The sequence below is a fragment of the Olivibacter sp. 47 genome (genome assembly GCF_030372825.1).
In the GTDB taxonomy this organism is placed as follows: Bacteria; Bacteroidota; Bacteroidia; order Sphingobacteriales; family Sphingobacteriaceae; genus Olivibacter; species Olivibacter oleidegradans.
This window is the reverse complement of sequence record NZ_JAUCNR010000001.1, coordinates 144,689-165,040: the sequence shown is the minus strand read 5'-3', so window position 1 is coordinate 165,040 and position 20,352 is coordinate 144,689. Positions and strand designations below refer to the sequence as shown.

The following is a 20,352-nucleotide window of genomic DNA, read 5'->3' as shown; positions in this document are numbered from 1 at the left end:
TAATTGGGTTAAAACACAGCCTTTACGCCAAAACTGATAATTTTAGATTGCGGATAAAATTGACCGGTACTGTTGTTAGCCTCAGGATCCCATATTTTTATCTTGTCAATGGTTGCCAGGTTAATGCCATTGATATAAAAGCGAAGCGTACTCAAGCCTATTTTGTTAACCAATTGAGTTGGTAAAGTATATCCCAATTCAACATTTTTTAATCTTATATAATTGGTGCTGCGGATCCAATAAGTATTATCAGTAGTTGTATAATAGGTGTCCGAACGATTGGTAAGACGGGGATCTGTGTCACTCGGGTTATCAATAGACCAACGATGATTATAATTCCATTCGAGGTAGTTTCCTATTAATCCCGATTCCGTGGGCCCCATTCTTCGCATTCCACCGGTTGCTCCCTGTATCAATATATTAAAGTCAAAGCCCTTATATTGTCCTCCTAGTATTAAGCCTCCTGTAAAAGTGGGCGTGCTATTTTGGTTTAGTCGTACACGATCGTCGCTTGTAATTTTACCATCGCCATTATAATCTATATATTTCATATCCCCCGGCAATAATTTCCCGTTTTTTAATCCAAGAGCAGAATAATCGACGGTATTCGCATCAATAGCGGCTTGATCTTTGAAAACGCCGTCATACAAATACACCAGCCATGAATCCGTAACTTTTCCTATTTGTTGTTGATAAGGTAAAGTATTGGCTACATCACTGGAGTATTGCACATTATTCTTCGCGTAGCCGCCATTCACCCCTATATTATAAAACAGATCGCCAACTTTATCGGTGTAGGTTAATTTAAATTCGTAACCTTTATTAATGAGGTTACCAAGATTTGCAATAGGCAGATTGCCCGAAATACCTGAACTTATAGGTACTACACCGGGATTTTTTGTTAAAACATGGGTCCGTTTATTATAGAATAAGTCCAGCTCCAGAGCCAGCTTATCGTTCAAAAATGAGGCGTCCAAGCCAATATTGCTGTTGTTGGCCACTTCCCATGTGAAGTTTGGGTTTGGAATGGTACTTTCGTAAATGGTTTGATAGAGTAGGTCGCTGAATACACCCTGTCCGGTATTCATCAGTGATAAATATTTATATTCTTGAAGGCTGTTGTCATAATAAGCTTCTGCGCCCATCTGACCCCAAGAACCTCTTAGTTTTAAATTGTTGATGAAAGCAATATTGTTTTTAAAAAAGCTTTCTTCGGATAAACGCCAACCGGCCGATACCCCGGGAAAAAAGCCAAACCTTTTGTTTGGAGGAAAAATATACGATCCATCTACACGCCAATTAAACTCGAAAAGATACTTTTCTTGGTAATTATAGTTTACGCGACCATAGTAACTCAATCGTGCTCTATCATAGGTGTTTTCGTTGCCCAGGGTTTGACGCACACGGTCGCCAAAGTTCAATTGTTCTACTAGTATCGACGGAAAATCCATTCGGGCTGCAAAAAAACCGTTATTGGTCACGGTTTCACGGGTCAGCCCGGCTATTGCGGAAATGTTATGTACACCTTTGATCGTTTTATCATAGGAAACCAAGGCCGATACGTTGATCGCTAATTGATCTTCCGTAGCTTCCCGAAGTTGAGCTTTGGGTTCTATTCCTTTTGGTATATAGCCCGATAGTTTTGGTGTGACCCCATCGGCTTCAAAACTCACTTTATCCCAATCGTATAAGGTCCAAGGTGTTTCCCATCTTTTCGATCTGCCCCAGTATTTGTCGATCGAAGCCGTTCCCGTTAATTTTAAACCCTCTACTCCGGGGATTTTAATATCGATCGCTCCTGTGTTTTGCAAGTAGTCCCTTGTATTTCTATCATATCCGGTTGCACCGGTAGTAATTACAACCGGATTAGCACCATTCTCTAAATCGGGCCCGGGAAGTCCATTAGGCCATGTGGCAATATTGGTAGGAAGACCGCGCGCAAGAAATCTAAAAATATCGCCAGCTCCTCTAGTTGGGAAATTACGCGATTCTTCTCGACCGGTTATCGCTAACCTTGCCGTAACATATTTACCAAAATTGAATTCCAGGTTTGCACGCAAATCGTATTGCTTATAATATGTAGCCGAATTCTTATAAATAGCATCTTGGTTTAAGTACCCTAAGGATATCAAGTATTTTGTCGTTTCGGTACCCCCATTTATTTGTACGTTATGCCGTTGCTGTGGAGACCAATCTTTTAGCGTAGCGGCAAACCAATCCGTATTCGGATAACGTAAAAGGTCTGATCCATCGCTATATTTTTGTCTTTCTTCAGGACTATATTCCGGGTTGATGGCTCCCGAAGTTCCATTGTAGGTACCGGTACCTGTATTAAATGCTTGCCAGATTTCTGTCCACTTTGCGGGATCTTGCGGATATACACCCGTAACCTCGTTAATAATAGCTGTATATTGTTCCGAATTCGCCATTTTCGGTGTACGAGTGGGGCGCTGTATACCATAGGTAAAATCATAAGAAATTTGGGCTTTACCTATTTTGCCTTGTTTCGTCGTGACAAGGATAACGCCATTACCTGCCCGAGAGCCGTAAATGGCGGCCGACGCATCTTTTAATACGGATACGCTTTCGATATCATTCGGATTAATCCGATCCAAGCCACCTGCGCGTTGCGGTACCCCATCGATGACGATTAAGGGTTCACTGTTGCCGCCAGGTAGCGAATTAATACCGCGAATACGAAGCGTAGAGCCGTCGTAGCCAGGTTCTCCACTACTTTGCATGGCTGTTACTCCCGGTAGTCTACCGACAAATGAATTTGAAAGATTAGCCGCCGGAGATCTAGCAAGATCTTCCCCTTTTACGGTAGCTATTGCACCAGATACTACCGCTTTTTTCTGCGTACCGTAGCCTACTATTACCACTTCTGTTAAGGCCTCATTCAACGATTGCAGCTTAACGTCGACGGTAAGATCAGTCCCTATTAGTACTTCTTTTGGTTCATAACCTATATAGCTAAATTGCAACACTTGACCGGTGGATGCCGCGATGCTATACTTTCCGTCGTTATTCGTTATTTCGCCGATAGATTTCCCTTTCAGTTTAATGGTGACGCCCGGCAACGGGGTGCCATCGGAATCGGTCACTATTCCTGTGATTCGTTGTTGGGGTTTCGTTGGAACCATTACAGCGCTAGTAACCTGCTTATCTTCTGTGCGTTTTCGAACAACAATGGATCGATCTCTCACCGTATACGTTAATTGGAGAGGAGACAGAATCATATTCAGTGCTTCAAACAATGGTTTATTATGCACCTCAACCTTTAGGTTGGAATTTGCTCTAATAATCTCTGCATTGCAGACAACCGTATATCCTGTTTGCTTCTTAATTTCCCTGAACAGGTCTACTATCTGCATCTTCGAATTTGAAATGCTGATGTTCTGTCCAAAAGTTTTGGCACGAACTTGACAGAGTGTAAGCAAAAGCAACACGGTTATCATTTTCATTATAATTAGGAATTTATATTTGGGGCATAAGAGGTCTACCCCCAATGATAAAATGTAATTTTTCATTACCTTTAATTGGTTTTAGTTTATAAAAAATACGATATCTCTTTTTAGAATTGGAACCTTCGGGCCGAAGAAGCACCACCTTCTTCGGTCTTTCGTTTTCCTTAATTTTCCGGCAGTAAGATTATTTCATGAGCGTCACCCTCCTTCCTTCTATTTTAAATTTTATGCGGCTGTCTACAAGTTGAATCAATTCAAGTACTTTGTCAAACTTGTCATATCTTGATATTGCCCCCCATATGGCTATCTCTCTTAATGGAGGTTCTACAATGATTTCAAGGTCATACCAACGCGCAATTTTATTCATAGCGCTCACTAAGTTTTCGCTATTAAACATAAACTCGCCGTTTTTCCATGCTACCGCTTCACTTGTGTTTACGGGCTGAACGTCTATTCGGTCCGTGCGTGTGATAGACTGCTGTCCGGGTTTTAAAATTTGGGAGATTTTATTAGGCAGCGATACGGTCACGCTTCCCTCTAAAAGAGAAACGATAGAAACCGGTTCATCCCGGTAAGTATTGACATTAAAGTGCGTACCCAACACCCGAACACTTTCATTTTTTGTCCGAACAACAAAAGGAGCTTTTTCGTTTCTTGCAACTTCAAAATATGCTTCTCCTTCTAGTTCGACTATTCTGATGTCGCTTGCAAATTTCTGCGGATACCAGAGTACAGTAGCTGCGTTCAGCCACACCTTGGTTCCATCCGCTAAGGTTACCTGATACTGACCGCCCTTGGGGGTAGACAGGGTGAGTTGCGTATGTTCAATGGTATTCTGTCCGATATTCAGCTCGGTACCATCGTTGTAAGTAATATTCTTGTTAATGACAATGCCAAGATGGGCATCACTTAGTTCGAGTGTTTGTCCATTCGATGAAGTTAATGTCGCCTGGTTGTGCCCGGGAACGAAATTTTCGCTTAACGACTGACCATTTTTTTCGTTTGGTTCGATCACAAAGTAATGTTTACGCAAAAAGAAGATTCCAACAACGAAAGCGATAAAAACTGCCGCAACAGAGCTGTACCGTATTATCTGTCGCCTAAGATGATATACTCGATTTCGCCCCCTTTTATCATTGATTTGCAAAAGAATATCAGTCAGCAACTGCTGTTCTTTGTTACTATTAATTTCATTGTACAGTATCTCATACTCCTGTAATGCACACTCCAGCTGACCGATATCCTTCAATTCATTCGACAATTCGTTAAGACTGGGATGATTTTTCAATAATTGCTGAAGCTCGGCAGACTCATCCACAGTCAGGTTGTCGCTCAAATATCCCTTTAATAATGTTACGATTCGATCTAGGTTTTGCATGGCTCTTGGTTACGTATCAACATAGAAACACAAGAATTTGAAAAACCTTACAGAAAGTTTTAAAAAAAATACATTTTCCGATTTGCGTTACTGAAAAAAGTAGAAAAATAAGATCGCAGCATATAATGAGTCTTTCGTCTTTATATGATCCCGCAAGGTTGCAAGCGCTCTTGATCTATTCGTATACACGGCGTTTGGTGACATGCCCAAATGCAAACCAATCTCATCCATACTCATATCATCAATAAAAGTCATATGAAAAATCTTTCGTTGTTTTTCGGGGAGGCGTTGAACTTCATCCATAATACTTTTCAACAATTCGGCACGCACTATTTGGGTAAAGGCATCTGAATCTTCTGTTAGGAGTTGGCTGTAGTCCTCAATATTTTCGGCATCTTTAAATATCCGGTCTCCTCTTAATTTGTTAAGGCATATATTCTTTGCAGCAATATATAGAAACGCACGAAGTGCGTTCATATTCGTAAAGTGTAGCCTCCTTTCCCAAACCTTGACAAATACATCTGCAACCACCTCTTCTGCTAATTGATGGTTTTTAAGGTACCGCTGCACAAAGTAAAGCAATGGTTTGTTGTAAATACGATATATGCCAATTAGGCCTGCGTCATTGTCATCATGCAGATAATTAATTAAAACGGAGTGGTCCATCAATTTAGCTATTTCTTTAATTCAATGAAATACTTTCTTATTAGGATATCGCTTCAAACGAAGTGTGGTTCACCTTTGTCTTCATCCGCGTTTTTCAAATATAGCTAGCCAAAAGTATAAAAACGATAAACAAGCCGATTGCAGATTTACAATATAGTTTGTCCAAATTAATCAACAATATCCAAGATGACAATATGGATGTAAAAAATGTGCCGGCTGCTTCACCTCCTTCCGTTCTAGCGGCCTGTTTATTATATTTGTTTGAGGATATGCTTTATGCAATAGATAAATGAACAAAAGAACAATAGCGGCAACAAGCGAATGGTATAAATTCAACCACCTTTTTAAACGTTTGGAAATACCTGCTAAAACAATGCTTTTACGCGAGGGAGAAATTTCAAAAAATGCTTATCTTGTAGAAAAGGGTTGTTTGCGGACATGGTTTAACAACGACGGAATCGACATAACTACCCAGTTTTTCTTTGAGGGCGAGGGTGTTTCTTCTATTGAAAGCTTCAGAACAAATGGGCCAAGCCTTTATAGTATTGAAAGTATAGAGCCTAGCATTATACAATTTATTTCCAAGAAAGATTTTGAATTTGTACTGGACAGCTCTCCGAATATAAAAATGGAGATGGAGAATCATCTCTTCAATCGATTTGTTCACTGTCAAAAGCTTTTGCTTTCGCATATTAAAGATAGTCCCCAAGAACGTTATATACAGATCTTGCAGCAACGTCCAGATATCATAAAGCGTATTCCCCAACATTATATTGCATCGTATCTGGGAATAACCAAGGTTCATCTCAGCCGTATAAAAAGCAAGCTGGTCCGAAAGGGAGCGTAATATGGAATTTGATAACAAATGTTATCGTTGAGCGCCATTGAGCTGATTAGTTTTACTCCAAAATAAATAGAGTAAAATGAGAGTGGTCATCGTATTTAATCATCCCTATGAAGGAAGCTATGCAACCGCGATTTTAGCTGCGGTAACAAAAGGGCTGAAGACCGCAGGTCACGAAGTGGACCTTATGCATCTGGACAATGACGGTTTTAATCCGGTTATGTCAAGTGCAGACTTGAAAGGCTTTGTAGAGCACAAAGCCGTTGATCCACAGGTAATAGACTATAATAGGCGCTTAGCGGAAGCGAATCACTTGGTTTTTATATTCCCAATATGGTGGGATCTCATGCCTGCAACTACCAAAGGATTTATTGATAGGGTTCTTACCCCCGGGGTTGCTTATGACCATCATCCGAGAGGCTTCGGATTGATTCCTCTTTTAGAAAATTTAAAAGGGGTAACAATCATCACTACTATGAATAAACCGAAAATTATGTATTCCTTACTGATAGGAAATCTAATCAGCAAAGCAATGCTAAAAAGTGTTTTTAAAACAATGGGATATAAAAATCTTAGCTGGATCAGCTTTAATCGTGTCAAAACAGTGGGTCAGGAAAAACGGGTAAAATGGCTGGCCGGTCTTGAAAGCAGGTTTGCAAAAATGAAATAAAATCTTTCCTAACGTTCAAATATTGGCTTCGGAATAACATGTGTCGGGATAGCAAAAAGTAAGCTTGGTTGATGCCTTATAAGGAGCACCAACCAAATTTACTATTTTACAACAGTAGCTTCCAGCTCTACATTCAGTGTTTCATACAAGGCAACCACTTGCATCAGTGTAACCACTTGTTTCATGCCATGCTTTGCTACAAAACTACGGAATATGTCAAAACAGTTTTTGATAAACTCATCTGATGAAGTGGTATAAACTGTCAATCTAACAATGTTACGGCACTCGTAACCCGCTTCACTGACTACGGTTTCAAGGTTCTGTATTGCCAATTCCAGTTGGGTACGCATATCGGCGTTGCTCGATGTGCCATCGGCATGTACTGCTGCCTGTCCGGCACAGTATAAAGTTCCTGTTGCCTCCTTTACTTCTACGGCCTGTACGTAGCCGCGTTCTTCCTGCCAAGTCCAGGGATTAATCACTGTTTTTTTCATGATATTTTTTTGTTTTTCTGTACAGCAAAATTGAGAAAACTATACGCGGGGTGTTGTGACTTGGATCACATTTGGCAAATTGTTGGCCGTTTAATTGTTGCGCCAAAGCCGGCTAAGGGTTTCACGAGATACACCCAAATAAGCGGCCAGAAGGGTCTTAGGTACCCGTTGCATCAATGCAGGCTGTTTGCGGAGTACCTGCTCATACCTTTCACGTGGGTTGGCTGTAAGGAATGACAGAATACGCTCCTGAGAAGCCATGTGTCCTCGGTTCGCCTTATGCAGGAAGAAATGCTCCATTTTTTGTAGCTTGGCGCAAATTGTCTGATAGCTATCCAGTGAAAGGCAATATACTTCCGTATCCTCAATACACTGTAAGCTCAATGACGCCGGTTGCCGGGAGAACCAAGCGGGATAGTCGCTTTCCCACCAGTCTTCCATCGCAAAAGAAATAATATGTTCGCGGCCTGTTTTGTCATGATAGACCAGCTTAAGCAACCCGGATATGACCAGGTATACATAACGTACCGGTTCGTTCTTGTCGATAAGGAACCCACCTTTCTTACAATGCTTTACACTGAAGTGCTGTCGCACAAAAGTGTACTCTTCGTCACTCAATGGTACTACCTGCTCTATATGCCGTCGAAGCATTTCTTCCATATGCGTAAAGATAGGAATTTAGGTAATATATGTAATTCAGCCAATAAATATCAGCCGTTACATTTGATAACAAATGTTATTGTACCCAAGATTTCTCCCTACATACATTTGTAGAAATAAACACGTGGACACATGAAGCTTAATAGAAAGTACATCACACCTTTTATCACCCTTGTTTTTCTTGTTGTAGCCCTATCTGGCCTGCTGATGCTTTTCCATCTATTTGATGGTTATACGGAAGTTATGCATGAAAGCCTGGGATTGGTTTTTGTCATTTTTGCCATCTTTCATATTCTTGTCAATTGGAAGAGCTTACAAACCCATTTTGGAAAAAAAGTTTTCTTACCCGCCGCCATCGCCGTCGCGGTGGTTTCAACTGCCTTTGTTATACATCAAAGAGGTAACCCAACCCTTGATACACTGGTTGTCAAACGAATAGTCAAGGCTCCGATAATGAAAGCTTTTCAAGCCTTAAATATCGATTATGATCAGGCATTGCGAACACTTAAAAGTAATGGCATATTCATTGGTGATTCGAAAACAATCGAAGAGATCTGGCAGAAAAACGAAGTGTCGCCCCAAGAGGTGATTGATTTAATAGTCAACTAGTTTTAATAGCAAAGCGAGATAACCAACGTTGTCATTGCGTGCTGTCTGGCAGATTCGTTTTCTTCAAAATAAATAGGTTCGCGTTTCAAAACAAGTACGCAATTTCAAAAGAAAAAACTGGAAAAGCTTGTCATAACCAAGCTTTTCCAGACATCCCATGTCCATCGTAAGGCAATATAGTTATCCCGCAAGTTTCGTTAAATCGAATGAATTTTGCTTATTCTTCATGATTCACTCAGCTTGGTTCTATATTGCCAAAAAAGAATAAAGGCTAAAGCGATGCAGATCAAATACGGTAGAACAACAGTAAAGAAGTTGTAATGATGCTGGCTTTGTGTAACGTGTATGATCCCATCAATTTCACCGGGGGAGGTGCGTGGAATCAAAGTCTGCGCAAAATTCCATCCGGTATGTAATCCAATGGGCAGAAATAATTTCTTGGTCTTTAGATAAAGAAGGCCAAAAAGGAGTGAACCAACGCCAGTGGTAAGTAAGGTGAGCATAAAATCACCGAAAGGCATGGCTAGGTGAACGTGCATTAATCCAAAGGGCACCATTACTACTAATTGCGCCGGCCATGCGCCGTAATGTCTATGTAAGCTTTGAAACGGATAGCCACGAAAAACAAATTCCTGTGCAAAGGAGGAACAGAAGCAGTTTAAAAAGATAGTAAGAATAGGCCCGGCGTTTATTCTATCGCTGAATACCCATTGATCGCCTGTTAAAAGGAAAGTAAGAGAAGCGGTAACAATAAGCATCAGCACGCCAATGCCCAGGCCAAGGAAAAGTTGAAGGTAGTTCATGCTGTTTTTAGGGATAAAGCCAATGGACGTTATATTTTTCCCTTCCCGCCTTAAAAAGATAAAACTGAGTACGAAGGAAAGACAAAAGAAGAACAGCGGACTGTTTAATGGCCGAATCAATCCGGCAATGATCATCGCTGCGCCGAGTAGGATAAAGTAAATCACTACGTTAACAAGTGGTATTAATTTTTTGCTCATCATTTGTAATTTATTTAATGTCAACACAAAATGACAAAGTAGAAATGAAGCAAAAAAATAAAGTCGACAGGGCCCACCCACTTATCGACCAATAGCTTTTGTACGGTAACCAAGTAAAAGGAAATCCTTCGTTGCCAAAAAAAGAGGCTTCGTAGGAAACCGAGTAGTCTTGGTCTATTTATTTTGGGGCGAGCTATTTAAACAGCTATATTTACCGTATGCAGCTTCAAACCACTGTGCTTCAAGCAACTGTTTACCGTATTTATCAGCAGAGGGCACTCAGGCTACTGTTACACCTTTGTTTTTGGCTATTTATGTTGGCGGTAAAAAACTACATGGCCTCCATAACCTTTAACGTCTATAATGGATTACCGACTACGACGCTGTTTAAAATAAATTTGTATAGTACCGCATTGTTGGCTGCTTTTTATTACACCCTGGTTTACGGGCTTTATCCCCATGCTATCAGGGCGAAAAGTATGGTGGGTAGCCTATTTGGTTTAATCATGCTGTTTATTTTGTATACTGTCGCAGACGGCTACATGGAGGCAGCTTTATTGAGGAACTGCACCGATTGTATGGCGCTTATAGAACGGAACAATCCCAACTACCATAAATTTCTCCAACAGCAACTGAGCAATGTGGTGTTTAAGCGCTTTATGAGCTTAGGTTTGCCACTTGGTATTATTTTCATGCTGGGAATGCCGATAAGCATAAAGGTAGGTTTGGCCGCCTTGCGTAATGCTTATGCGAATGCAGAGCTTATCAAAGAAAAAGCAAAGTTGGAGCTTGATTTTCTTAAAGCACAGTTCAATCCACACTTTCTCTTCAATTCATTGAATAATATATATGGTTTGATTTTACGTGGGAATATCGCGCAATCCGCTTCGGTGATCGCTCATTTATCAGCGTTTTTGCGTTATACAACATATGAAGCCAATAACGAATGGATGCCTGTTGCAGAAGAAACGAAGTTGATCGCGGACTATATTGAATTAGAAAAAATACGGCTCAACCACACGAAAGTCAGCGTGGAGGTCACGATTGAAAATCCCTCAGTACAATTGCCATCCTTGCTATTGATGCCATTAGTCGAAAATGCGTTTAAGCATACGGAGGATGTTCCCGGCACTTTTGTCCATTTTGTGATTCACGTAAGTGATAAACAACTGTATTTTATGGAAGAAAACACAATAGGTGATTCAGAAGAAAATAAATATGGCGGATTGGGTTTGCAGCATTTGCGTAAAAGGCTGGCTTTTTTTTATCCCAACAAACATCAATACGAGTTGGACGAACAAGCAAATAGCTATCGAGTAACCTTAATCTGTAAATTATGAGCATCTCCTGTATAATTGTTGACGACGAACCCATTGCTCGTGACATTATAAAAGACCATCTTGAAAAGTTGCCGGATTTCGAAATAAAGAACATGTGTATAAACGCCATGGAGGCTTATGAAGCACTATACACGCAGCAAATAGACGTCATGTTTTTGGACATACAGATGCCACGGATTGCGGGTACAGAGTTCCTCCGCTCCTTGCGGAATCCACCTTACGTGGTATTTACCACTGCCTATCCACAATTTGCTGTTGAGGGATTCGACTTAAATTCAGTTGACTATCTGGTAAAGCCCATTACCTTCGACCGCTTTTTGCAAGCTGCCCAAAAGCTAAGGGAGCGAATGGCTACCCGCACTGTTTATGGCGAAACAGATAGCGAACGCACTTTTATATTTATCAAGCAAAACAACAAATTGATACGGGTAAACTTTGAAGAAATTGTTTATGTGGAGGCGCAGCGTGATTTCTCGATGGTGTATTTGGCGGACGGGGCTGCCATGATGATGAGCATGAATATCGGGATGGTCGAAACACTACTGCCTCAAGCTATTTTTCTTAGAATTCATCGATCCTATATCGTACAACTTGTCAAAATTAAAGCGATCACAGGAAATCTTGCCAAAACTGATTTGATCGATCTTCCTATTGGACCTAATTATCGGGAAATACTCTTGCAGAAATTGAATATTTCATATTAGTTATTGGTCAACAAGAAGGGATGAACTGCTATGGAAATTCCATCCGTCCTTTCATGATAGATAAAGAAGGTCGATGGTAAGATCTAGGGGAAAGCTGAAAAACAAATAAAGCCTCTAATTAGAGGCTTTATTCTTTTACTTGAAAATGTACGCATTTATTTTTATCGACTATTTAATTAACGTTGAGAAGCGATCTTTATTGTGCTCATGAAAAATAAAACTTCTTGGGGATCTTTGTCACCTGACATTGGACAGTTCAATAGGAAGCTAGTTGATAATTTCTCCTTTGAGATTCGCTATCTTTTGCTGCCACTGCTGTCGTTCTTCAGGCGTTAATCGTACCCAGTCTGTAATCTCCCCAACAATTTTCAACGGTTCTTGACTGCGATACGAACGGGTTGGATTGCCCGGAAATTTCTTGTCGGTAACATTTGGATCATTTTCAAAGCTACCCGTTGGCTCAACGATATAAATGCGGTCGGGCCCATCACCTTTCGCTAGGGCCGCTGCAAGTCCCGCTCCATTAATCAAAGCTGTAAAATATATATGATTCATTACAATCTCTGGTTTGTAGTTCGAGTTGTACCCTGCTGTTAACAAATCGCCAACCTGTAAATCCGCTTTCGTTCCGTGATAAAAAGGACCCTTGTCAGAACTCCGATCCCTGAATGAATCAGCTAGTTCATAATTCTTTTTCGCATTATCAAAGTCATGTAATTCCTCATAGCATTTTGCGATGCTTTCATATAGAGAAGGAAAAGCGCTCTTGACAGCATCATCATTTATCTCGGATGCAGAACGCAAAGCGGTGCCCAGCCATTTTAATTTGTCCGCGACATTCTTTTGGTGTCGAGCTACGTAATAGGCCGCGAGAAATCGTTCAAAATCGTTTGTTGCTTCATACGAGGCTTGAAGAAATAATTTACTTGCTTCTTCGGGTTGGTTATTATCCTCCATGCTCATGCCCTGAAGGCAGAGTTTAACGACCTTGTTGTTTGGGTTGAATTCCATTTCTTAATTATTTTCTCTGATCAATTGACTTCATATGAATGTTGTTGCTTTCCCAAATTGCCGAAGCGTACAAAGAGATTCGAATTGCATGAGAAATCAATATCCTAAGAGACTACCATGCTGTGTGAAATGTTACATTAGATGCATCTTTTCAATAAAACAAAAGTTATCGTTCTATCGATACTGAATATGCTCCGGAATACGCCTTTAAAGATATTAATTTATATGTGCTTTGACAACCTAGGGCATCTGTTTTTACTGATACCTTGATGATGGCCTCCACCGGAAGGCGTAAGCCTGGCCTGAGATAGGCGGCAGGAGCTTCCGATTATTCAAAGAGGTCGGTTCTAGCGATCCCCTTTATGGCATTTCTACCTTTCAGCAGATATATACCAAAGTGTAACAAGAGTATAATTGACCAAATAAAGGTTCCAGTCTGAAAGCTCTTGAAACTTTCATTAATACTTGCAAGATCCAGTTTAAACCAGATGAATGAAATAAGAGTAAAAATTAGGAACGTATAGAGATGGAATCGAAAAGTAAGTGAGACAATTGACAGTGATTGATTTGCTTTTTTGCCAAAATGCCATCCTGCAAGAAACATGGAAATAAAGTATAAAGTTGCCAATACCCACGTTAACACATACTGTTGCTGAGTTAGAAAAAAGGACAATAAGTACCGGAATAAAATAGTTGTTCCCATTGCTACGGCTGCATAGCCAATCTGATAGGTTGTTAAGCTTTTCATAACGTTTCCTCCATTTTTAATAGTTTGGTTATTTTAGAGTTGAAAAATAACTGAATGTTCCGTTCAACAAATCTTGTGAACAATTCGTTGCCCAATGCCGTCAGGTAGTAATACTTACGTTCCGGACCCTTGTGGCCTTTTCCACTTTCGAAATCTACTGCTCCTATATGATGGAGTTTTCTGAGATTCCGATAAAGGCTTTGTTCTTCACACTGCATAGTATATTTTGATTCAATTTCAATAAACAGCTTGATTTCGTCTACATATTTTTTGCCATCTTTCAATGCCATAAATATCCAAGGGTAAGTTGGCCCTTTTTATACGTTTCCTCCCAGGCCGAAAGCAGCTCATCAACTAACTTATTCTTCATGTATTATTCAAGTTGTATAATACAAATGTATAGTGTTAAATTTTAATATCCAAATATTTGTGCTGTGCTGAGGTAGGGTGGAATAAAGGCTATGGCTGCAGGAGGAAGAATAACTACGGATGCGGGACGAAATCCTGTTTTATACCTCCAAAAAGTTCCCCTGATGATTTTCTAAACAAGCTTTTATTCTACGTGTATCGCCCACGAGCCATACAACATCATTAACGAAGATCATTTCCGACGAACCTGGGTTTAGCATTCGGTTTCCGGTCCTTTCAATACCCACAACCTGGCTACGCAGATCTTTTCGGATACCGGAGGTTTTGATCGTTTTACCGGAATAGGGATTGGCTTCGGTAACCTGTACCTTAATAAGCTGTATATAATTGATGTCAATATCTTCTTCATTATCAGCTTGCTGGATTGTTTGGTCAAATAGTAGTTTTACCTGGGAAATCTGTTCGTCAGTTCCCAATATGCCCACTTTGTCGTAAGGCAATATCCGATGTTTTCCGTTTGGCAGATGAATGGTTCGGTCGTTTCTACGTATATACACAATATGTATCCCGTACTTCTCTTTCCAGTTAAGTTCGTACAAAGTCATTCCTGCAAAAAAAATGGTGTCGACTGCTTCCAATTCGGTTACGTAAGCATTCCATTCCTGAAAGTGCTTTTTTGCTTCCTCATTTTTGTGTTGTAGTGCAATATTTCCTTTATTTTGAATGTATGCAAGCCGTTCCCTTTCGTTTAGATTGGATATAAACCGTTGCTCTATTCGCTGGTGAATCTTCTGAACCTTATCTGAGAAAAACCAGAGCAATACTACAATTACCGGAACAGCAACCATCAGTGCGTATTTGGTTGTCGTGATCTGATCGATAAAGAAACCTATAAGAAATATTCCTAAAAGATATCGGACAGCATGAAGGGAGATAGCCGTCACCGAATAGTTCAGGTAATAGGAATTGACGGTTTCATTCCCGTCTTTTACAGTAATCTTTTTGTTGAGGATAGCCCATAGGAAAGGTGATGCCAGCAAGGTTGCTGCGCTTATCAACACCACATTTCGCCAAAGCACACTTTCTATTTGCGTAGTCAAAAACGGAATGAATGTGTATTTGAACAGCAAGGTAATCGCGACAAGTATAATGCTATTGGTGATCAGGATTCTATTATACTCCTGCAGCATTTTTTTCCAAAGCGGATTGTCTTTATTTTTCTGCGTTTCGGAAGTGTAGACATCCAACCGGGCTACCCATTTTACCGGAAGTATCTTTACAATTGTGCCGTATAATGGTTCCGAAAATTTAATCAGATAGGGTGTGGTAAACGTAGTGATTGCCGATACACCGACGGCAATAGGAAACAGAAATTCTGAAATAACGCCTAATGACAATCCCAAAGCGGCAACAATAAAAGCAAATTCACCAATCTGAGCCATACTGGAACCGATCTGTACAGCTTGTTTTAACGGTTGCCCGGAAATCAAGGCTCCTAACCCACTGAAGAAAAACTTTCCCACAATGGTGAGTGACGTAACGGCCAATATAGGGCCTGCATAGGTATACATCGCTTGTGGATCGATCATCATACCTACAGAGACAAAGAATATGGTGCCGAAAAATTGTTTAATCGGTTGGGTAAGGTGTTCGATCTTTTCTGCCAATACGGTTTCTGCTATTAAAGAACCCATTACAAATGCACCTAATTCGGCCGAAAACCCTACCTGCGTAGCCAACAATACCATGCCGAAACAAAGTCCTATTGCAAGAATGAGCACCGTTTCTTCGTCCATCCACTTTTTGGTCTTTTTTATAAATACCGGCAGTAGATAGATCCCTACTAAAAACCACAACACCAAAAAGAAGCCGAGCTTGAGTACGGTGAAAAGGATTTCTGAGCCGTGAAAAGTTTGTGTTACGGCAACGGTAGATAGCAATACCATCAACAGGATAACAATAATATCTTCTACCACCAGTACACCGAAAACTACTTTAGCAAACTGTTTGGGTTTTAAACCCAGTTCATCAAAAGCCCGCAGAATAATGGTAGTGGAGGAACTTGCCAACATACCCGCTAGGAAAAGACTATCCATTTGACTCCAACCCAAAAAATATCCGGTAAGATAGCCGCCCAAACCTACAAATACAATTTCGATAACGGCCGTAATGGATGCCGAACCACCTACTTTCACCAGTTTTTTAAAACTGAATTCCAATCCTAAACTGAACAACAGCATGATGACGCCAATCTCTGCAAAAGTCTCTACGTTTTCGTGATCAGCGATAGTGGGTAGGTAATCGAAATGTGGGCCAACTAAAAAGCCGGCAATGATATAACCTAAAACCAAGGGCTGCTTAATTCGTTTAAAAAGAATGGTAACCAAAGCGCCTACCAAGAGAATCAGCGCCATATCTTGTATTAGTTCGGGTAAATGAGCCATCTATATTTTTGTATCCTTTGCTATTGAGATGTTATTGAATTCGGTGGAAATATTGATAACGGACGAATTGATCAAGCAATAATTTCGCAAAACCTCTTCCTTTATAGCAGCATCTACTTCTGTCGATTATTCTGCCTGACTTGTGGAATCACGCTGGTGCCGATTAACTCAATAGTTCGCATTAACTGCTGATGAGTAAGGCCCGCCATATCCATCTGGAAGGCAAAACGGTCTACTCCACCTAGGGCTTCGCTATGGCGCAATAGCTTTTCAGCTACTGTATCCGGCCCACCCACCACAAGAACACCTTTTGGGGAGATCCCTGCATCAAACTGTGCTTTGGTGACAGGTGGCCAGCCGCGCTCGCGGCCTATTTTGGTCCATGAATTCACATAGCCTGGATAATAATCAGCGATCGCCGACTGGTCCGTCTCGCCAACGTATCCCGGCGAGTGCAGTCCGACCTTCAATTCTTCCGGCTTAAAGCCCGCTTCCTCTCCAGATTTTCTGTAAAGATCTACCAGCGGCCGAAAGCGCTCGGTTTCGCCACCGATGATGGCTACCATTAAGGGAAGGCCCAGCATCCCTGCACGTACAAAAGATTGCGGCGTGCCACCGGCACCTACCCAAACAGGTAACTTTTTCTGAAGCGGACGTGGATATACCGGTTGATTTTTCAATGCTGGTCTGAACTTACCCGACCAGGTGACAAATTCTTCGTCCCTGATCTGTATCAGTAACTTTAATTTCTCTTTGAACAGAGCGTCATAATCGTTCAGGTTATATCCGAATAATGGAAATGCTTCTGTCGCAGAACCTCTTCCAGCTACCATCTCAGCGCGACCTTTCGAAATAATATCCAATGTTGCGAATTGTTGGAATACACTCACAGGGTCAGAAGTACTTAAGACGGTCACGGCGCTTGTCAGCCGGATCTTTTTAGTGCGGGCTGCTGCAGCTGCGAGTATCATTGCGGGAACAGAGTCCAGGAATTCTTTTTTATGATGTTCGCCGATACCAAAAAAATCATGACCGGCCTCATCCGCCGCAACGATTCTTGCCAGCAACTGCTCCATGGCATCTTCACTGCCCAAATCGTTGCTTCCGTACATCGCTGAAGCAAAACTATCTATGCCTATTTCCATAATAAATGCTCTTGTTTTTTAATAATTTGCCGTATTCAGGTTCCTTAACCCGCACGGTGTGTTAACAATATGTTGGTTAAGGTTATCTCTCATCATGATAGCTGCTTGGTTGGTCATCTCTTGATAGTAAAAGTGATGGCGGTGATCGATAAACAAGGCAACGCCCTGAGATCATGCAGGATGTTGCTTTGTTAGCGACTTTGCTTATTGTGCCGAAACAGGCCTATTCAATAACTGCGACGATACTGCCTTCCGGACGCAGCAAGGCCTCAAGGCCTCTTTTTACATTTTTTGACATGATGTTGTTTTTTATGGTTAATTATTAAATAGAAAAGCGCAACATATGTAAGAGACACTGTTGGCAAAACGGCTGGCCAGAAGGATTTTGCTACGAGGATGATAGAAAGAAAAGCATAGTCCGGATCTCATAATATCTTGTGTTTGTTAATGCAACAAAGTTCGTGATCAGGAGAAATCTTAAAGATGATATTTGTCAGAAAAACCCGTAGATATTTGTCTATTAATTTCTTCGCTCGTACACTTGGATTAAAAACAATGAAGGCATCACAATTCATAAGTATCGATTTATCAATCAATTATACAGTGTTATCTCCCGTTATGCTAGTAAGAGTCTGCATTTAATTTTATATTTGCCTGAACAATTTATAATATTTAAAGATACGCGAGACCGATATGTACGACGCTTTTTTTGACTACCTGAGTAAATTCAGCTCTGAGCCGCTTTCAGACGATGATAAGGCATTGATAAGGCGAACATTTATTCCATCGAAATTAAGGAAAAGACAATTTATGCTGCAGGCCGGAGACCAGTGTAAGTATTTTGCATTTATCGTAAAAGGTGCAATGCGAATGTATTCAGTGGATGATAAAGGCACCGAACACATTGTACGGCTAGGTGTCGAAAACTGGTGGATGGGTGATATGGAAAGTTTTGTGATGTTCCTACCAAGCCCCTATCATATTGAGGCGTGGGAGCACTGTGAGCTGCTTTATATTACCAGAGAAGGTGCTATTGACCTGCAGAAGAAGGTCTTGGCGTTTTGTGAAATGAAACAGCAACTTGACGAGCGCAATCATATGGCCAACAATCGGCGCCTGGCCTCTGCCATAAGCGCTACCGCAGCTAAGCGTTATACTGATTTTATAGAATGCTATCCTGAACTTTACAAACGTTTCCCGCAGCATATCCTCGCTTCCTATCTTGGTATTAATAAGGATACGTTAAGTCGTGTCAAGCGCCAGCGCTACCAAAAATAACCCGAACGATAAAGAATGTCCGGTTTTGTCGCGCGTACATTCAGAAGAATTATACATGTAGAAAAAAGGTGTAAAAAACACATGCGTCGGATTTACTTCGCGCAGCCCCTGATTTAACGTATTTATATCTAAGAGCGAAGAATCCGTTTATATGCCGCGGTATGACATCAATGCCAGTTCTTTTCCCAAACATCCTCATATTCTGCAGGGTGGCGTCTGAATTGCATATTCACATAGGGGCAAAGCGGTATGATCTTCAAACTCTTCTCTTTTGCATAGTTTACCAGTTTTTCGAGCAACAACTTTGCGAAACCCCGTCCTTCAAACTCGGGAGCCACTTCGGTATGGAATACGGTCAATCTTCCATTCGTGATGGCAATGTCCATTTTACCGGCTTTGATCTCGTCAGTGAAGAGCTCTACCTCGCCGTAGGCACGACCCTTAAAAACTACTGTTGTCCTCTCCATTATGGTTTAGTTTCGTCTCCGGTAATGTTAGTTTGAATGCTCAATGCCCCCGAGGGGCAACTGGCAATCTGATCGATCAGTTCCTGAGTAGTCGCATTTTCCGGTCGTATCCAGGGTCTGGCTTTGAGATCATAAACCTGAGGGAGTGTCCGGACACAAAGGCCCGAATGAATACATACTTTTGGTTTCCAGAGGATGGTAATATCACCATTCAGATATTTTAGTGTTTCCATAGCGTACTTTTGAAACTTAAAGTTAAAACTTATAAAAGCGCACAGTTAGCAAGTCAAAACCGCCTTGTGTAACGACTGATATAAGTTGACACACAAATCTCTGTAATCAGGCTAAAACATAAAGATGACATTTATCGCAAAAAGTAGTAGATAAAAGCCTACATACCGTTCGGGCACGACTAACTTATCCTTATTTCATCGACAATTATCTACGTTGTTTTTCTGCAAATATCGTCTTTCCGATTCGCCAAAATTTCGAAATTTGTTAACGGCTGACATGAATGTTAATATCAAAACGAATGAAGGATTATAAAGTACCCGCACAAACCCGCATCGGGCATGTGCATATAAAAGTTAGCGATATTCAAAGATCACTGGCCTTCTACCGAGATCTATTAGGATTTGAGCTGGTTGCTATGTACGGCAATCAGGCTGCCTTTATTTCAGCAGGCGGCTACCATCACCATATCGGACTGAACACATGGCATAGCAAGGGCGCTGGTCCGGCACCGGAAAATGCACCGGGTTTATACCACACGGCAATTTTATATCCCGAGAGAAAGGATCTAGCTGCTATTTTACAAAGGTTGATCAATGAAGGGTATCCAATTACCGGTACAGCAGACCATGGGGTATCTGAAGCGATTTATTTAGACGATCCCGATGGCAATGGTGTAGAACTGTATTGGGACCGTCCGAGTGATAAATGGCCAACTGACGAGCAGGGCAAAGTGATCATGTATAACCGCCGGTTAGATATGGAAGGGCTGCTCAGCTTATTGAATCATGACCAAACTTAAAACCACTGATTCTTCCCACAATAT

General features: G+C 41.1%; 19 protein-coding genes and 1 pseudogene. 7 read left to right on the top strand and 13 right to left on the bottom strand.

Translation table 11 applies throughout. The features are described 5' to 3' along the window. Window positions 1-8 precede the first annotated feature (8 nt). The 3 genes from QT327_RS00685 to QT327_RS00675 form a co-directional block, all read right to left on the bottom strand. Window positions 9-3,464 (bottom strand): TonB-dependent receptor, encoded by a 3,456-nt coding sequence (locus QT327_RS00685; RefSeq protein ID WP_289551620.1) that lies wholly within the window; start codon window positions 3,462-3,464, stop codon window positions 9-11. A gap of 187 nt (window positions 3,465-3,651) precedes the next feature. Beyond that, complete coding sequence (locus tag QT327_RS00680) at window positions 3,652-4,845, bottom strand: FecR family protein (RefSeq protein WP_289551619.1); 1,194 nt, start codon at window positions 4,843-4,845, stop codon at window positions 3,652-3,654. 87 nt (window positions 4,846-4,932) lie between these two features. Further along, window positions 4,933-5,511 (bottom strand): RNA polymerase sigma factor, encoded by a 579-nt coding sequence (locus QT327_RS00675; protein WP_289551618.1) that lies wholly within the window; start codon window positions 5,509-5,511, stop codon window positions 4,933-4,935. A gap of 289 nt (window positions 5,512-5,800) precedes the next feature. On the opposite strand from QT327_RS00675, the gene QT327_RS00670 reads away from it, so the two are divergent. Together QT327_RS00670 and QT327_RS00665 are read left to right on the top strand one after the other, a co-directional pair. Then, window positions 5,801-6,358, top strand: coding sequence for a Crp/Fnr family transcriptional regulator (locus tag QT327_RS00670; RefSeq protein WP_289551617.1), 558 nt, complete (start codon window positions 5,801-5,803; stop codon window positions 6,356-6,358). A gap of 76 nt (window positions 6,359-6,434) precedes the next feature. Continuing rightward, window positions 6,435-7,025 (top strand): NAD(P)H-dependent oxidoreductase, encoded by a 591-nt coding sequence (locus tag QT327_RS00665; RefSeq protein ID WP_013667468.1) that lies wholly within the window; start codon window positions 6,435-6,437, stop codon window positions 7,023-7,025. Window positions 7,026-7,126: 101 nt separating this feature from the next. On the opposite strand, the gene QT327_RS00660 is transcribed toward QT327_RS00665, so the two are convergent. Beyond that, complete coding sequence (locus QT327_RS00660; RefSeq protein WP_130855397.1) at window positions 7,127-7,519, bottom strand: RidA family protein; 393 nt, start codon at window positions 7,517-7,519, stop codon at window positions 7,127-7,129. 90 nt (window positions 7,520-7,609) lie between these two features. Further along, window positions 7,610-8,179 (bottom strand): Crp/Fnr family transcriptional regulator, encoded by a 570-nt coding sequence (locus QT327_RS00655; protein WP_149105843.1) that lies wholly within the window; start codon window positions 8,177-8,179, stop codon window positions 7,610-7,612. A gap of 132 nt (window positions 8,180-8,311) precedes the next feature. On the opposite strand from QT327_RS00655, the gene QT327_RS00650 reads away from it, so the two are divergent. Next, a complete protein-coding gene (locus QT327_RS00650; protein ID WP_149105842.1) occupies window positions 8,312-8,788 on the top strand; it encodes a DUF4405 domain-containing protein in 477 nt (158 codons plus the stop codon). A gap of 224 nt (window positions 8,789-9,012) precedes the next feature. On the opposite strand, the gene QT327_RS00645 is transcribed toward QT327_RS00650, so the two are convergent. Beyond that, window positions 9,013-9,792, bottom strand: a complete 780-nt coding sequence (locus tag QT327_RS00645; RefSeq protein ID WP_149105841.1) for a CPBP family intramembrane glutamic endopeptidase — start codon at window positions 9,790-9,792, stop codon at window positions 9,013-9,015. A 332-nt stretch (window positions 9,793-10,124) separates the two neighbouring features. Here QT327_RS00645 and QT327_RS00640 point away from each other — a divergent pair, with 332 nt between their 5' ends. Further along, window positions 10,125-11,129, top strand: coding sequence for a sensor histidine kinase (locus QT327_RS00640; protein ID WP_289551614.1), 1,005 nt, complete (start codon window positions 10,125-10,127; stop codon window positions 11,127-11,129). Then, entirely contained in the window at window positions 11,126-11,833 is a 708-nt protein-coding gene (locus QT327_RS00635) for a LytR/AlgR family response regulator transcription factor (RefSeq protein ID WP_149105839.1), read from the top strand. Before QT327_RS00640 ends, QT327_RS00635 begins: the two co-directional genes overlap by 4 nt. A 267-nt stretch (window positions 11,834-12,100) precedes the next feature. Here QT327_RS00635 and arr read toward each other — a convergent pair. From arr to QT327_RS00610, 5 genes and pseudogenes are all read right to left on the bottom strand, one after another. Beyond that, a pseudogene (gene arr / locus QT327_RS28455) lies at window positions 12,101-12,481 on the bottom strand (NAD(+)--rifampin ADP-ribosyltransferase); the annotation flags it as partial. 691 nt (window positions 12,482-13,172) lie between these two features. Continuing rightward, complete coding sequence (locus tag QT327_RS00625; RefSeq protein WP_130855403.1) at window positions 13,173-13,592, bottom strand: hypothetical protein; 420 nt, start codon at window positions 13,590-13,592, stop codon at window positions 13,173-13,175. Beyond that, on the bottom strand, window positions 13,589-13,882 hold the full coding sequence (locus QT327_RS00620) for a PadR family transcriptional regulator (RefSeq protein ID WP_289551612.1): 294 nt from the start codon (window positions 13,880-13,882) through the stop codon (window positions 13,589-13,591). Before QT327_RS00620 ends, QT327_RS00625 begins: the two co-directional genes overlap by 4 nt. Window positions 13,883-14,101: 219 nt before the next feature. Continuing rightward, entirely contained in the window at window positions 14,102-16,405 is a 2,304-nt protein-coding gene (locus QT327_RS00615; RefSeq protein WP_149105838.1) for a monovalent cation:proton antiporter family protein, read from the bottom strand. Between the two features lie 113 nt (window positions 16,406-16,518). After that, window positions 16,519-17,550, bottom strand: a complete 1,032-nt coding sequence (locus QT327_RS00610; protein ID WP_149105837.1) for an LLM class flavin-dependent oxidoreductase — start codon at window positions 17,548-17,550, stop codon at window positions 16,519-16,521. 693 nt (window positions 17,551-18,243) lie between these two features. Here QT327_RS00610 and QT327_RS00605 point away from each other — a divergent pair. Continuing rightward, the gene (locus tag QT327_RS00605; protein ID WP_149105836.1) at window positions 18,244-18,828 is read left to right on the top strand and encodes a Crp/Fnr family transcriptional regulator; all 585 of its coding nucleotides are present in this window, start codon (window positions 18,244-18,246) and stop codon (window positions 18,826-18,828) included. Between the two features lie 167 nt (window positions 18,829-18,995). Here QT327_RS00605 and QT327_RS00600 read toward each other — a convergent pair whose 3' ends face one another. Then, window positions 18,996-19,295 carry a GNAT family N-acetyltransferase gene (locus tag QT327_RS00600; protein WP_149105835.1) on the bottom strand — a complete coding sequence of 100 codons (300 nt, stop codon included), beginning with the start codon at window positions 19,293-19,295 and terminating at the stop codon, window positions 18,996-18,998. Beyond that, a complete protein-coding gene (locus tag QT327_RS00595) occupies window positions 19,295-19,528 on the bottom strand; it encodes a (4Fe-4S)-binding protein (RefSeq protein WP_130855409.1) in 234 nt (77 codons plus the stop codon). Before QT327_RS00595 ends, QT327_RS00600 begins: the two co-directional genes overlap by 1 nt. 299 nt (window positions 19,529-19,827) lie before the next feature. Here QT327_RS00595 and QT327_RS00590 point away from each other — a divergent pair, with 299 nt between their 5' ends. After that, window positions 19,828-20,328 carry a VOC family protein gene (locus QT327_RS00590; protein WP_289551610.1) on the top strand — a complete coding sequence of 167 codons (501 nt, stop codon included), beginning with the start codon at window positions 19,828-19,830 and terminating at the stop codon, window positions 20,326-20,328. Window positions 20,329-20,352 lie beyond the last annotated feature (24 nt).